This is a genomic window from Meiothermus sp. (genome assembly GCF_025056915.1).
GTDB lineage: Bacteria > Deinococcota > Deinococci > Deinococcales > Thermaceae > Meiothermus.
Genome location: NZ_JANWVH010000079.1, coordinates 1 through 13829, shown reverse-complemented (window position 1 = coordinate 13829; position 13829 = coordinate 1). Strand labels below are relative to the sequence as shown.

General features: G+C 59.6%; 14 protein-coding genes. 12 read left to right on the top strand and 2 right to left on the bottom strand.

Annotated elements, in window-relative coordinates; genetic code table 11:
* Together NZN28_RS11780 and NZN28_RS11775 are read right to left on the bottom strand one after the other, a co-directional pair.
* A partial coding sequence (locus NZN28_RS11780) for an ABC transporter substrate-binding protein (RefSeq protein ID WP_295398416.1) occupies positions 1-360 on the bottom strand: 360 nt, incomplete at its 3' end.
* A 12-nt stretch (positions 361-372) separates the two neighbouring features.
* A complete protein-coding gene (locus NZN28_RS11775) occupies positions 373-690 on the bottom strand; it encodes an antibiotic biosynthesis monooxygenase (protein WP_295398414.1) in 318 nt (105 codons plus the stop codon).
* An 860-nt stretch (positions 691-1550) separates the two neighbouring features.
* Here NZN28_RS11775 and NZN28_RS11770 point away from each other — a divergent pair.
* The 12 genes from NZN28_RS11770 (at position 1551) to NZN28_RS11715 (ending at position 13685) form a co-directional block, all read left to right on the top strand.
* The gene (locus NZN28_RS11770; RefSeq protein WP_295398412.1) at positions 1551-2585 is read left to right on the top strand and encodes a LacI family DNA-binding transcriptional regulator; all 1035 of its coding nucleotides are present in this window, start codon (positions 1551-1553) and stop codon (positions 2583-2585) included.
* A gap of 68 nt (positions 2586-2653) precedes the next feature.
* Positions 2654-3523, top strand: a complete 870-nt coding sequence (locus NZN28_RS11765) for a sugar ABC transporter permease (protein ID WP_295398410.1) — start codon at positions 2654-2656, stop codon at positions 3521-3523.
* Positions 3524-3532: 9 nt separating this feature from the next.
* Positions 3533-4399: a carbohydrate ABC transporter permease gene (locus NZN28_RS11760; protein ID WP_295398408.1), complete on the top strand. Its 867-nt coding sequence runs from the start codon at positions 3533-3535 to the stop codon at positions 4397-4399.
* A gap of 9 nt (positions 4400-4408) precedes the next feature.
* A complete protein-coding gene (locus tag NZN28_RS11755; protein WP_295398406.1) occupies positions 4409-5953 on the top strand; it encodes an extracellular solute-binding protein in 1545 nt (514 codons plus the stop codon).
* A gap of 57 nt (positions 5954-6010) precedes the next feature.
* Positions 6011-6808 carry a 5-deoxy-glucuronate isomerase gene (gene iolB, locus NZN28_RS11750; RefSeq protein ID WP_295398404.1) on the top strand — a complete coding sequence of 266 codons (798 nt, stop codon included), beginning with the start codon at positions 6011-6013 and terminating at the stop codon, positions 6806-6808.
* Between the two features lie 26 nt (positions 6809-6834).
* Positions 6835-7590, top strand: a complete 756-nt coding sequence (kduD, locus tag NZN28_RS11745) for a 2-dehydro-3-deoxy-D-gluconate 5-dehydrogenase KduD (RefSeq protein WP_295398402.1) — start codon at positions 6835-6837, stop codon at positions 7588-7590.
* Between the two features lie 7 nt (positions 7591-7597).
* A complete protein-coding gene (locus tag NZN28_RS11740) occupies positions 7598-8239 on the top strand; it encodes a bifunctional 4-hydroxy-2-oxoglutarate aldolase/2-dehydro-3-deoxy-phosphogluconate aldolase (protein ID WP_295398400.1) in 642 nt (213 codons plus the stop codon).
* A complete protein-coding gene (locus NZN28_RS11735) occupies positions 8236-9174 on the top strand; it encodes a sugar kinase (RefSeq protein ID WP_295398398.1) in 939 nt (312 codons plus the stop codon). The genes NZN28_RS11740 and NZN28_RS11735 overlap by 4 nt, the downstream gene beginning before the upstream one ends.
* 9 nt (positions 9175-9183) lie before the next feature.
* Entirely contained in the window at positions 9184-9519 is a 336-nt protein-coding gene (locus NZN28_RS11730; RefSeq protein WP_295398397.1) for a cupin domain-containing protein, read from the top strand.
* 9 nt (positions 9520-9528) lie between these two features.
* A complete protein-coding gene (locus NZN28_RS11725; protein WP_295398395.1) occupies positions 9529-10665 on the top strand; it encodes an oligogalacturonate lyase family protein in 1137 nt (378 codons plus the stop codon).
* Between the two features lie 1153 nt (positions 10666-11818).
* Positions 11819-12160: a hypothetical protein gene (locus NZN28_RS11720; RefSeq protein WP_295398393.1), complete on the top strand. Its 342-nt coding sequence runs from the start codon at positions 11819-11821 to the stop codon at positions 12158-12160.
* 85 nt (positions 12161-12245) lie between these two features.
* Positions 12246-13685: a PepSY domain-containing protein gene (locus tag NZN28_RS11715; RefSeq protein WP_295398391.1), complete on the top strand. Its 1440-nt coding sequence runs from the start codon at positions 12246-12248 to the stop codon at positions 13683-13685.
* Positions 13686-13829 lie beyond the last annotated feature (144 nt).

The window sequence follows — 13829 nt, the reverse complement described above, 5'->3', positions numbered from 1 at the left end:
CACCACCGTCACCCCGGCGGCGGCGAGCTGGTCGAAGACCTGCGGCGGCCTGGCGTCCTCCCGGCCCACGACCAGGGTGGGCCTCAGGGCCAGGATACCCTCGGCGTTGAGCTGGAACTGGTAGCCCACAGTGGGGAGCTTGTTCACCGCAGCCGGGTAGTAGCTGCTGGTGTCGCGCCCCACCACCTTGTCCCCCACCCCCAGGGCAAAGAGAATCTCGGTGGTCACCCCATTCAGGCTCACGATGCGCTCAATGGAGCGCACCGTGATGGTCTGGCCCCGGGCGTCCTTGACGGTAAAGGGCTGTCCCAGGGCGGCTAGATTGAACAACAAAAGCGCGAAAGTCAAAAAACGCCGCATGAAACACTCCTTTTACTCGGCATTGCTGTCGGTAACTACCTCAAAGGTTTCCAATCGGTTATGCGCGCGGAAGGCCTCCCGCGGCAGGGTGCCGCTTCGGGCGTGGCCCTCCTTGAACTCGGGGCTATTCACCCAGTTCTGGAAATGGGCCTCACTTTCCCAGAAGGTCATCACGATGTAGGGCTCCTCGGCTGGATTGGCCGGGCGCAGCAGCAGGTTGCGGATGAAGCCCGGCATGCGGTCTACCAGGCGGGCCCTTTGTCGAAAGTTTTGCTCAAAGTGATTGGCGAAGTCCTCGCTCACTTCGATACGATTCATGGTGATAAACATCTCAACCTCCTTCTAGAAGGCAAGGCTAGACCGCTTTTATTTGAATGTCAAGTATTCCGCTCGGAATATCGCATTTTTGAAAACAGTAACTATTTCAATCAACGAGGCCCTTTGTTTTCCGTTCTCAGCCCAAGGCCCCTTTCTCTGCTGGAAAAGCAGCGCTTGACGGTTGTGCGGGCTTCAACCCCAGCTTCAGGTGGAACTGAATGGGCAGCACCTGGCTGGGCTACCCGCGCGGGCAAGGTCTACCCCGTTGTATCCGCATTCGAAGCAGCTTCCTCAGTGGTCTGCCGGCTAAATGAGTCTCGATTGAGATTCTATGTTGCCACCTCAAGGTGGGGCAGTAGCAGACCCTTAAGCGCCGAGAGCGCATCAACGGCGAACGCAAGTACCTGTTAGAACGTCGCCTCAAGAATGACTACCGCATCATCTAGCTCAGACCTGAACGGGGTCTATCCATCTGCGGCTTGCGTTGGAGCATCAAAGCCGTGTTCGGCTCCGGTGGTTTCAACCCCGAGCAGACCCATGTCGCCTAACCTGATAAACCCTCCCGTCTACTGATTCTCCTGACCATCGCCGTCATCCAAGCTTTCGCCGCTGGTCTTCAGCCCCACCAAGAGCAACCCACGCCTCCCAAAAAACATGCTCGCAGAGTCACATCTCTTTTCGTTTGGGCCTCGACGACCTCGAGCGCCTCCTTCGCACCCACGTTTTTCTGCTCCCAGTCAATCTTTTTCGACCCTCGAGGCGCACTCAGGATACACCGGCTTCAATATCAGGGTTGACAGCATCAGGCCCGAATGTTAGTGTTGAGGTAACGTTAACTCATAAAGCCTTTTTAGTGCTTTCTCAAGGTTAATATGAATGGTAATAAGGTTACCCTAGAGCACGTCGCCCGCTTGGCTGGCGTTTCGATCATCACCGTGTCCAAAGTGCTCAATAACAAAGGGCGCATTTCGGAAGCCACCCGGGCACGGGTTCTTCAAGCAGCCAGCCAGCTTGGCTACGTAGCTAATTCAGCAGCCCGCAGCCTGCGGGGACGCCCCACCCAAATCCTGGGCATGGTCATTCCCGAGTTGGTCAGTCCATACTTTGCAGAAGTAGCCCGCGCAGCCGCTGACTGTGCCAGCCAGATGGGCTATGACCTGGCCGTATTTACCACCTCGCGCGACCCTGAGCGAGAGCGTGAGCGCGTAGGAACCTTACTTGGGGGGCTGGCCGATGGGCTTGTTTTCGTAGTGCCCATCGGCGCGGCGGGTTTTCTCGCCACCCTCGAGCGCAGCAGGTCTCCGGTTGTACTGGTCAACCACTTCGGAACCCCTACCCACCTTCCCGTGGTGCGTGCCGACAGCTTCGAAGGCTCACTGGCCGCAATAAGGCATCTGCTGGCCCTGGGCCACCGGCGCATTGGATTTGTGAGCGGTGCCGCCCACTCCAGTCAGGCAGCCGAGCGTTTACGGGCTTACCGCGAGTGCATGATGGCCGCCGGTCTATGGGACGAGCAGCTGGTGCGACCAGGGGACTTTACACAGCAACGGGGTGTGGAGGCGGGTCACGAGCTGCTAAGCCTCGAGCATCCTCCCACAGCCATCTTTGCTGCGAGCGACCTTACCGCTTTCGGTGTCATCGCGGCAGCACGCTCCCGCGGTCTACAGGTGCCCGAGGATCTATCAGTGGTGGGCTTCGACGACATCCCTGCAGCCGCCCACTCACATCCCAGCCTGACCACTGTGGCCCATCCCATCCCAGCCATGGCCCAGGCAGCCGTTGAGCTCATCACCAGGGCAATGGCCGGTGAGAACGTGCGCGATGTGCATATCGAATTTCCCAGCCAACTGGTGGTGCGCGAATCCTGCGCCCCTCCCCCATCGAATAATCGGAGGAAACACCGGTGAGTTTCGCACCCGCCCCTCAGCCAAATCGGAGACTGAAGCGTCTGGCCCAATCCGTCTGGCAGCACCGGATGCTCTACCTCATGCTGTTGCCTGGCCTGGCCTACTTCATCATCTTTCGCTACTGGCCGCTGTGGAATGCCCAGATCGCTTTCCGCGACTTCCAGCCTACGCTGGGCGTGTGGGGCAGTCCCTGGGTGGGGTTTCAACACTTTCAAGAGTTCTTCGGCTCATATTACTTCAGTCAGCTCCTGGTCAACACCCTGGTCATCAGTCTGGGCAAAATCGTGCTGGGCATCCCTCCAGCCATACTGCTGGCCGTGGCTCTCCACGAGACCAGCCGCCGTTTCCTTTCCCGCATCGTGCAAACCCTGAGTTACCTGCCGCACTTCCTGTCATGGGTTATCGTTTACGGCATCCTACTGGCCATGCTCTCCCCCAGCGAGGGGTTGATCAATGCTGGACTCCGGGCAATAGGACTCGAGCCCGTACCCTTCCTCACCTCCACCGCAACCTTCCAGCCCGTGGTGGTACTCTCAGAGGTTTGGAAAGAAACAGGATGGAGCGCAATTCTATTCCTGGCCGCTCTGCTCTCCATCAACCCTGCCCTCTACGAAGCCGCTGCCATTGATGGCGCCTCCCGCTGGCAGCAAATTCGCCACATCTCGCTGCCCGGCATGATGGACGTGCTTGTGCTGGTGGTGCTGCTCAAGCTCGGCAGCATTCTTGACGCGGGTTTTCACCAGATTTTTGTGCTCTATTCGCTGCCAGTCTACAGCGTGGGAGACATTATCGACACCTGGGTCTACCGGCAAGGCATACAGAACTTCCAATTCAGCCTGGCTACCGCGGTGGGCCTTTTCAAGGGCCTCATTGGCCTGGTGTTGATTGTTGTTGCCAACCGACTGGCACGGCGCTTTGTGGGCACTGGGCTCTACTAGGGGGAACTCATGAAAAAAGCGATGTCCCGTGGTGACCGCCTTTTCGAGTGGACGATTGACGCGTTTCTGGTGGCGGTGCTGGTAGTGACCCTGATACCCATGTGGTATGTGGTGATGGTCTCACTGCTGCCCTTCGGCAAGAGTCCCAGCTTGTTCATTCCACCCTGGGAGTGGTCGTTTGAGGCCTACGCTCAACTCGTATTCCAGCCAACCATCTGGCGGGCAGCGCTCAACAGCATAGTGCTGACTTTTGGCGGGGTGGCCATCAGTCTGACCCTCACGGTGATGGCTGCTTATCCTCTCTCCCGGCGTGGGTTGCCAGGCCGGAACTTTATCGTGGGGCTGATCCTTTTCACCTTCCTGTTCAATGCCGGGCTGATCCCCACCTTCCTGGTCGTCAAGGATTTGGGATTGCTCAACACGTACTGGTCAATATTGCTCAACGGTGCAGTAAGCGTCTACAACCTGCTGGTGATGAAAACCTTTTTCCAAAGCCTGCCGGAGAGCCTTGAGGAGGCCGCCCGCATTGACGGAGCCAACGACTGGCAGGTTTTGTGGCACGTAGTGCTGCCGCTTTCCAGACCCATCCTTCTGACCATCGGGTTGTTTTATGGTGTGGCCAACTGGAACAACTTCTTTGAGCCCATCCTCTTTCTCTCTGACCGCAGCCTGATGCCCCTTCCAGTGGTGCTGCGCGATATCCTGACGGGTCTCAATGTAGCGGAGTACGTCGAGGGCGGAGCGGCCCAAGCCGCTCCGGCAGAGGCTTTGAAGATGGCGGCTGTTGTCCTGATCACGCTGCCCATGCTTTTGGTGTACCCCTGGATCCAGCGCTACTTCACCAAAGGCGTGCTCATCGGCAGTGTGAAGGAATAGGAGGAATCTATGCGAAAAAGTTTCAGGCTCTTGTTCTCACTGGCACTTAGCAGCGGTTTGGCTGCCTCGTGGGCCCTGGCTCAGGTGAGCCTCACCGACCTTAGCGTAGCCCTATACGCGGCCAATCCCGAAGCGCCTGCACCGCCAGCCAACTGGGATGTCTACCGTATCGTGCGTGAGAAATTGGGGATCAATCTCAAGTTCACCATGCTGCCTACCGGGGCCGACGGCGACAACCGCTTAGGAGCGCTGGCCGCCGCAAACGACCTACCCGACCTTTTCGAAGTGCGCAGTCTGGCCTTGTTTGATCGTCTGGTGCAACAAGGCCAGCTTGCTCCAGTGAATAGTCTTCTCCCCCAGATGCCGGGACGGGCCAACGATCGCTACAACGATGCAAAGCGCAACCTGCTGGTCACAAACAATGGTCAAATATACGGTTTTTTAGAACCGGTAACCCTGAGCCGCCAGTACGGCATCTGGGTGCGCAAAGACTGGCTCGACAAGCTGGGGCTTAAGACCCCCACCACCCTTGAAGAGTTTTTTGAGGTAGCCAAGGCCTTCACTGAGCGCGACCCTGACGGTAATGGGCGCAATGACACCTTCGGCTTTGGTGGAGTGATTGACTTCGACACTGCCGGCATTCTGCCGGGGCTGGGCCTAGGCAACCACTTCCAGTGGGTCTATGGGGCCTACGGTGTTGCCGGTACCTGGAACTACAACCCCAGAGCATTCGCCGCCAACCTTCGCGAGGCCAACTTCCGCAAGGCCACCGAGTATATTCGGCGACTGGTCGAGGCCAAAGTGATTGACCCCGACTGGGCCACTATGCGCCGTGCCGACCTGCGCACCCGCTGGCAACAGGGCCGCTATGGGATGTTCTTCGAGAGCGTGGGCGGGTTGCAAGCAGGCTTACAGAACTTCCACGCCAACAACCCCAACGCCGAGTTGCTTCTGCTGCCGCCGCCCAAAGGCCCCGAAGGCAAAAGCTCCATGGGCACCTACTCTTCGGCGGGTTGGCTATATGCGGTCTCCAAGCGTGCGATTGATTCGGGCAAGGGTGCAGCCATTGCACGTTTCCTCGAATGGGCCCACCGAGGCGAGGGCTACTTCCTGCTGGGTTGGGGCCGTTACCGTACCGACTACACCCTGCCAAACAACGTACCCACCATCAATACCCAAGTTCCGATCAATGTGCGCGGAAGTTACACCCAAATGCGCTGGCTGGCCTTCAACGGCAACCCTCTAGAGATGCGGGGACGCTACCCCGAGATCAACGTGGGTGGACGCAAATACGTGATGCACCAGCTCATGGCCCAGGCCCAGCGCCAGGGCAACTGGATCGACCGCACCGGCGACCTGGTGGTCAAAGCCGCCTCGAACCAGGCCGATCTGGAGCGATATGTCTCGGAAAATCTGGTGCAGTTCGTCCTTGGGCAGCGGCCCATCAATGACGCCAACTGGAGCCAGTTTCTGAGCGGCTTGCGCAACGTCCGCTTTGAGCAGTACGAAGCAGCGGCGGAAAAGGCGCTGAAAGACAGTGGATACCTGAGGTGAGCCTGAGGGGGCAGGCTAGAACCCCTGCCCCCTTCCCTAAACAAGGAGTCTGACCTGATGCAATACTTCCACACCATCCCTCAGGGCCCGGGCTTGCAACCCCTGGCTGACGAAACCTGCACACTTCTTTCCTTTGCTAAGCTCAACCTCGAGGCCGGCCAGAGCTACACCGGTCACACCGGAGAACGTGAGGTGCTGCTGATCGCCCTTTCCGGTCTCGCCGAGATCGAGGTCGGCAGCCGCTTATTCACGCAGGTGGGCGGAAGAATCAATGTGTTTGCTGGCAACCCACACAGCGTCTATCTGCCGCGGGCCCACAGCTACACCGTGCGGGCCCTTACCCGCTTCGAAGCTGCGTTGCCCTCGGCGCCCAGCGAGCTCGAGATCGAGCCTTACGAAATTCGCCCTGAGCAGGTGAACACAGGTAAATGGGGTACACTAAACTTCACCCGTAGCTTCCGCGAGATTCTGGTCGAGCCCGACGGTCGCCCAGCCAGCCGGCTGATTGTAGGCGAAACCATCACCCCTAGCGGCAACTGGAGCACCTATCCTCCCCACAAGCACGAAGTTGCACTGGGGAGCGAGGCTTTCCACGAGGAAATGTACTACTTTCGCATCAATTCACCGGAAGGTTGGGGGCTCTCCCGCCATTACAGCCCAGAGCGCGGCTACGATCAGACCTACGTGGTGAAGGACGAAACCTTGCTCTCCATCCCGCATGGCTTCCACACCTACGTCAGTGTCCCTGGCTACACCAGCTATTACCTATGGTTCCTTGCTGGCGATGGGCGAAAGCAGGGCGTCCGCCTAGACCCTGACCTGGCCTGGGTTCAGAAGACAGTGGGCATGATTTAGGTAAAAAGCAACAAAGGGGATTCCGCATGGAACTTTTTTCAATAAAGGGCCAGGTTGCTCTGGTCACGGGTGGAGCGGTGGGCATCGGCCAAGCCGTCGCAATTGGCCTGGCCAGGGCCGGGGCCGATGTGGCCATTGTCAGCCCCAGTGCAAACGCCCTCCAAACCCAGCAAGCGGTGGAAGCTGCCGGACGACGATTTTACGCAGTTGTCGCCGACTTGATGAAGCCAGAGTCGCCGGAGCTGGTAGTTGGTGAGATCGAGGCTGCTTTGGGACCTGTGAACATTCTGGTCAACAACGCCGGCATCATCCGCCGCGAGTGGGCCGAGAATTTCAGCGCATCCGACTGGCAGGAGGTGATTGAGCTCAACCTGAACGCAGTTTGGCGCATGTCCCAGTGTGTGGGGCGGGGCATGCTGGAACGTCGGAAAGGCAAAATCATCAACATTGCCTCGCTGCTATCATTCCAGGGCGGCATCCGCGTACCTTCTTATACCGCTTCCAAGCATGCGGTGGCAGGCCTGACCAAAGCCCTGGCAAACGAGTGGGCAGCCAAAGGGCTCAACGTGAATGCCATTGCGCCAGGCTACATCGCCACCGACAACACCGCAGCCTTGCGGGCCGACCCCGAGCGCTCGAGGCAGATTCTCGAGCGCATCCCCGCCGGGCGCTGGGGTGAGCCTTCAGACTTGGTGGGCGCGGCGGTGTTTTTGGCCTCGTCGGCCTCCGACTACGTCAACGGTCACATCCTGGTGGTGGACGGGGGCTGGATGGCCCGCTAGGAGGGTTGTGGGCGGCAAGGATTTCCTTCAAAAGCTGGCGCAGGTGCGGGTGGTGGGAGTGCTGCGGGCTTCTTCAGCCTCTGCAGCGGTGAAGGCCGCACAGGCGGCAGTGCGTGGCGGCCTGCAGGCCCTTGAGCTAACCTTCACTACTCCAGGGGTGCTGGAGGCTTTGCGCGAGCTACGTAAGCGACTTCCCGAGGGCGTGCTGCTGGGTACAGGCACAGTGATGAGCGTGCAGCAGGGACGTTCAGCCCTCGAGGCCGGCGCGCAGTTCCTGGTTAGCCCTCACTTGAGCGAAGAGCTGCTCAATCTGGCGCGAGAAGCAGGCATACCCTATGTGCCTGGGGTGCTCTCACCTACCGAGATCGTGCGGGCCAGGATCCTGGGGGCAGAGGTGATTAAGGTATTTCCTGCGGGCTCGAGTGGGGGAGTTCGCTACCTCAATGACCTGCGGGGACCTTTCCCCGACCTTCAAATTCTGGCTACCGGAGGGATAAAACCGTCCGAAGTTCCAGCATACCTGCAGGCCGGAATCCTCGCTGTGGGGCTGGGCTCGCACCTCTTCCCCCAAAGTGCGCTCGAGGGCGGCAACTGGGCTGCGCTCGAGGCCGCAACCCGCCGGGCGCTGCATGAAGCGGGGGTGATATGAAGACGCTGGATCTGGTGGGCCTGGGTGAGTGCATGGTGGAGTTTTATGCGGAGGAGCCCCTGGCTCAGGTTCGTACCTTCACTCGCTCTGTCGGGGGGGATGTGCTCAATGCTCTCGTGGCCGCGGCCCGACTGGGGTCGCGTACAGGCTTCATCACCCGGGTGGGCGATGACCCCTTCGGCCCCGGTCTGCTGAAAGTCTGGCAGGATGAAGGAATTGATACCCGCTGCGCACCACTGGTACAAGGCGAGAACGGCGTTTACTTCATCAGCCTGAAGGAAAACGGCGAGCGGGACTTTACCTACCGGCGCGCAAACAGCGCTGCTTCCAAGCTGGCCCCGGAAGATCTCGACCCCCAATATCTGGCCTCAACCCGAATGGTGCTGCTGTCAGGCATTACCCAGGCCATCTCGCCATCAGCCGAGGCTGCTACCCTTCGGGCAGCCCAGCTAGCCCACTCGAGCGCAAGTCTGGTCGCCTACGACCCCAACTACCGACCTGCTTTGTGGAACGGTCGTGGCGGCCTAAAGGCCGCCCAGAGAGCGTTCGAGCAGCTCCGGCCTTATGTGGACGTGCTCCTGCCGAGTTACCCTGCCGACATGGCCCTGCTCGGCCTGGAGCCTCCCGACCCTGCCACCGCCTTGCAAGCCCTGGGCAAATATTGCCCAAGGACTGGGCTCAAAGTGGGCGACCAGGGGGCCTGGTTGGGTTGGGAGGGGAAAATACTGCACGTTCCTGCTGCCGCCCCTACACAAATACGCGACACCACGGGCGCAGGGGATGCCTGGAACGGAGCCTTTCTACACGGACTGTTGCAGGGATGGGAGCCTTTCGAGGCCGCCATTTTTGCCAACCGTCTGGCCGCGGCCAAGCTGGCCCATCGAGGCGCCATAGCACCCAAACCCTGGCCGATGGACGCACAAGTTGTTATTTGAGGAGATTGCATGCAGCTCAACGGAGAATGGGAAATGGTTGGGTCAGGCGTCAAGCGGCGCCTGGTGGCGTTGGGCAAGCGTATGATGGCAGTGCAGGTTCGCTTTGACAAAGGCGCACTGGGCGCACCTCACACGCACCCTCACGAGCAGCTGACCCAGGTGTTGAGTGGACGTTTCCGCTTCCAGGTGGGCCCGGAGGTATACGAGCTAGCCTCAGGTGACCTCTTATGTATCCCCGGCGGCCTCGAGCACAGTGCTCAGGCGCTAGAAGCTGGCGAATTGCTGGATATCTTCTCCCCCCTGCGTGAGGATCTGCTCGATGGCGCCACGGCCAGCCCGGAGTAAGGAGGTTAGATGCGACAGTTCCGCGACCGTCGAACCGGACGGCTCATTACGCAACTCACTGACCAAGGTAATAACGTACACCTTTACTTCACCGAAAACTCCTTCGACCTTTACCGGCCCGAGATAATCTTTCGCTCGGATCGAGCCTCCAAACAGGAAAAAGCACCACACGAAAACCCTCACTACAACCTATTCCGCCTGAACTACCAGACCGGAGAAATGACCCAGCTCACCGATGAGGATCATCCCGTCGGCAGCGTCACCAAAACCCCGGACAGCGAGCTGATCGCCTACATAACCGGGGGCAAAGTCAAACTCCTGGACACCCGCACGGGCAAGACAACTGTTCTATACGAGGAAAATGGCGGTTTTAACCTTTACTCCCCCTCCATCAGTTCCAATCGCCGCTATGTGGGATTTGCCCGCAATGAACGGGTACAGGCTATCAATACCAACATTAACTATGGGGGCTTCAAGGAAAGCTTCTACCAGATCAAAGATGGGCGTATCACCCTCGCCCACATCGATGGTTCAGGGCATTTCGATGCGTACTGTGACACCCACTGGCTGGGGCACTTCCAGTTTGCCCCGGACGACCCCACCCTGGCTATGTTCTGTCACGAAGGCCCCTGGAACCTGGTCACCCAACGCATCTGGCTGCTTGATCTGGTGGCCCGACAGGTTCGGCCCATCTTCCGACAAGACGAGCAAGACTCAGTGGGTCACGAATTCTGGACCCAGGACGGGCTGATTTTCTTCGACAATCGCGGCCCAAACCACGACGGAACCATCACTTCGGATGGAAGCCAAGCTGTGGTCAAAAAGCCGGCTTCCAGCAACTTTAGACCCTACGTGGGCCTGGTTGATCGCAGCGGTCGGTTGGTGCGTCAAGTGGAAATGCCTTATTACTGCAATCACTACCACGCCAATCCCTCCAACACCCTGCTAGTGGGCGATGATGCTGAATATCTGGTGCTAATTGATATCTCCACCGAACAAGCAAGCCTCGAGGTTCTCTGCGCACACGGAACCTCCTGGCACACCCAAGCCAGCCACTGCCACCCTACCTTCAGCTGGGATGGGAAAAGAATCCTCTACGCTTCTGACCAGGGAGGACGAGTAAATCTCTATCTGCTTGACCTTTAATGCCAAATCTCCCTCAAAGCGAAACCTAAAGCCAGGTTCGGGCCATACGACGTTGAAGGGGCAGGCAGAACCCTGAAGGCAGCGTGTACCCTGGGCTAGAGCACCAACACCTGGCTGCCGAGTGGCATCTAGTTCAGCTTGCCAGGGTGAGAACGCTTTGGTTCTGGTCTTGGATTCAGGAGGCTTTATGTGTTACCTCGTCGTAGATTTGGTATAAGTTCACAAGAGGCTCGATTTTACGAAGTGAATTTTTTGGCCAGGCGCCGTTGACATTTCATTCAGCCAGACGAGGGCCTAAATAAGATAAACGAAAGCCAGGTGGTTGCAGGCGAGTTTGTCGTAGCAGGAAGGACGCGGTGATTCACCCCATGAAATGGCGTTCCTTGTACAGCTCGGGGTCGCATTCGCGGCGTCGTTTACAGTTGCCGCAGGGCCGGATGACCGCTTCGACCTGAAGCAAGTGTTCGGCATCGAAGGCTTGATCGGCCACCCCATAGGTAAGGCACAGGCCTGCGTAGGCTCATGGCAATGCCCTGCCATGCGTCAGACCCGTAGTGGAGTGCCCAGCGCATCCGAACCCATGTGGCCGGTCAAGCCGCCTTTGCTCCGCCCTACCTGTTGTACATGCCCCCTTTCTCACCAGCCGCACCTGCATGGGGTCGCATCCAGAAAAATGCCCTCAAAGTCAGCATCCGGGCTCACGTACTTCCGCATCTCCTGCCAGCCCCGCCTCAGCCCAGCGACTGAAGCAATTGAACACGCTGTTCCACTTGCCGCAACCCCTGGGCCCCAACCGCCGGCTGCGGCTAATGCATAACACTGCTTCCACAAAATGTTTGCACCGCTGGGGTTGGCCTGCATAAATGCGTGGGTGATCATCCACAAACCGTTTGATCCGCTGCCATTGGTGAGACTTCAGCCGTATGCTCCCCACGTATGTACTTCGGCCTTATCTCCCGCTAAATGTGAATGGATTCTAGCCCTGTCCAGGCCATGGTTGGGTTGTGGAAGCGGTGAGCAAGGCTGGCTTTCCTTGCCTGGGCACTGCAAGACCAATACCCAAACGCCCCCCTGGGTGGTAGGCTAGCCAAGGCGGCTCATGCGCCCTCACCCGCACCCACACCACCCCTTCAGGCAAGCGCTCTCCTTTGTTTTGAGCGCCCTCCTGCTGGTGGTTTCCCTGGAATTGGGTCTGCGCGGCGTGCTGATGTATGGCCCCTTCAACGCGGTCGGCCCGCTCGAGCTTGCCCGCTTCAACAGGGCCAACCTCTGCAACCTCGACCCCAGCCAGAAAACACCGGAGCACAGTGGGCCGGTCGAGCACAGCTACCTGTGCCTGGTTCAGCTACTGCCGGTAGACGACCCCGAGCCGGCCCAGTGCCGATTTGCCAATCTGGAGTTCGCCCGGCTCCCGGCCACCTCACCGCTTGACCTGCCCAAGGCACCCACCGGAAATGCGGACGCCCGCGGACCTCCCCCAAGCGCCCTGGCCTGACATTACCCTCTCGGTTTCGGCACCTTGGGTCTACGGGCCCAAGTGAGCGCTTGGCATACCCACACCATTTCCATTTGGAGGCCCCGTGAACACAGCGGCTCAAGACAACACGCCCGAACTTTCAACAAACAAGTTTTACCTGGCCGTATGGCGCTGGCATTTCTACGCCGGGATCTACGTGATTCCCTTCATGATCATGCTGGCCCTGACCGGCCTGGTCATCCTCTTCACCCCGCAGATCGAAGACATCCAGTACCGCCATCTGATGTTTGTAAGCCCCCAGGGTCAGCCCCAGCCCTACTCGGCCCAGCTCGAGGCCGCCCGGCGGGCCTTTCCACAGGCCACCGTCGACCGGTTCCGGCCCAACTCGGAGCCAGGCCGCAGCTCTCAGGTAGCCCTGACCCTGAAGGACGGGACGGCCATCACCGCCTTTGTGAACCCCTACACGCTCGAGGTGCTGGGCTCGGTCAAGAACAGCGAGCGTTGGGAGAATATCGCCACCGAGATCCACGGCACCCTTCTCATCCGGCAGGAGGTGGCCCTGCCGCTTGTGGGCAGGGTCAACCTGGGCGACCTGCTGATTGAAATCGCCGCCGGGCTGATGGTGTTGCTGGTCATCACCGGGCTTTACCTATGGTGGCCCCGCAACCGCCAGGGGGTCTACGGCACCCTGATTCCCCGTTTCCGGGCCCAGGGGCGCACCTTCTGGAAAGACCTGCACAGCGTGCCCATGTTCTGGCTTTCGCTGATTGTGCTCTTCTTTGCCCTGACCGGCCTGGCCTGGACGGGCATCTGGGGCGACCGCTATGTGCAGGCCTGGAACACCTTCCCCGAGCAGATGTGGAACGATGTGCCCAAGAGCACCCAGAACCTCGAAAGCCTCAACCGTAGCGGCGAGAAGCTGATTCCGTGGAACCTCGAGAACACCCGGCTGCCGGTTTCGGGCTCCATGGCCGGCAAGGACGGCATTCCCGCCGGAACCCCGGTCAACCTGGACACAGTGATCCAGTACGTGCGTGACAACGGGGTGAACTACGGCTTCTGGGTGGCCCCCCCGCGCGGTGTGGAGGGGGTCTGGACGGTCTCAGCCTCGAGCATGAGCCGCGACGTGACCGACGCCCGCAAAGACCGTACCCTGCACCTCGACCAGTACAGCGGCAAGGTGCTGGCCGACATCGGCTGGAACCAGTACAGCCTGGGGGCCAAGGCCATGGCCTCGGGCATCGCCTTGCACATGGGCACCTACGGCTGGTGGAGCCAGGCCCTCAATGCGCTGTTCTGCGTGCTGGTCTTGCTCACCAGCGCGGCGGCCATCGCCATGTGGTGGATTCGGCGTCCCGCCGGTTTCTTCCGCCTCGCCGCGCCCCCCATGCCCAAGAACCTGCCCCTTTGGAAAGGCGCGGTGGGGGTCATCCTGGCCCTGGCCCTGCTCTTCCCCACGGCAGGCGCAACCTTGCTTTTGGTGCTGCTTTTCGACTTCCTGGTGGTGCAGCGCATCCCGGCCATCCGCCGCGCTATTGGCTGAGCGCTTCCATGGCAGGTTTTTCCTTATCGCGCTCTTCACGTATTATGAGCCATTCGAGTTCGTGAAAGCCTGGTTCTGAACAGAACCGTGGGGGCCCCCGAGGGCGGGCCCCGCGGTGTATTGCGCGCAAATGGGGTGGCGGGA

What these genes read in the sequence shown, in the direction of transcription:
- NZN28_RS11775 (WP_295398414.1), bottom strand. Translation starts at nt 690, where the DNA reads ATGTTTATCACCATGAATCGTATCGAAGTGAGCGAGGACTTCGCCAAT.
- NZN28_RS11770 (WP_295398412.1), top strand. Translation starts at nt 1,551, where the DNA reads ATGAATGGTAATAAGGTTACCCTAGAGCACGTCGCCCGCTTGGCTGGC.
- NZN28_RS11765 (WP_295398410.1), top strand. Translation starts at nt 2,654, where the DNA reads ATGCTCTACCTCATGCTGTTGCCTGGCCTGGCCTACTTCATCATCTTT.
- NZN28_RS11760 (WP_295398408.1), top strand. Translation starts at nt 3,533, where the DNA reads ATGAAAAAAGCGATGTCCCGTGGTGACCGCCTTTTCGAGTGGACGATT.
- NZN28_RS11755 (WP_295398406.1), top strand. Translation starts at nt 4,409, where the DNA reads ATGCGAAAAAGTTTCAGGCTCTTGTTCTCACTGGCACTTAGCAGCGGT.
- iolB (WP_295398404.1), top strand. Translation starts at nt 6,011, where the DNA reads ATGCAATACTTCCACACCATCCCTCAGGGCCCGGGCTTGCAACCCCTG.
- kduD (WP_295398402.1), top strand. Translation starts at nt 6,835, where the DNA reads ATGGAACTTTTTTCAATAAAGGGCCAGGTTGCTCTGGTCACGGGTGGA.
- NZN28_RS11735 (WP_295398398.1), top strand. Translation starts at nt 8,236, where the DNA reads ATGAAGACGCTGGATCTGGTGGGCCTGGGTGAGTGCATGGTGGAGTTT.
- NZN28_RS11730 (WP_295398397.1), top strand. Translation starts at nt 9,184, where the DNA reads ATGCAGCTCAACGGAGAATGGGAAATGGTTGGGTCAGGCGTCAAGCGG.
- NZN28_RS11725 (WP_295398395.1), top strand. Translation starts at nt 9,529, where the DNA reads ATGCGACAGTTCCGCGACCGTCGAACCGGACGGCTCATTACGCAACTC.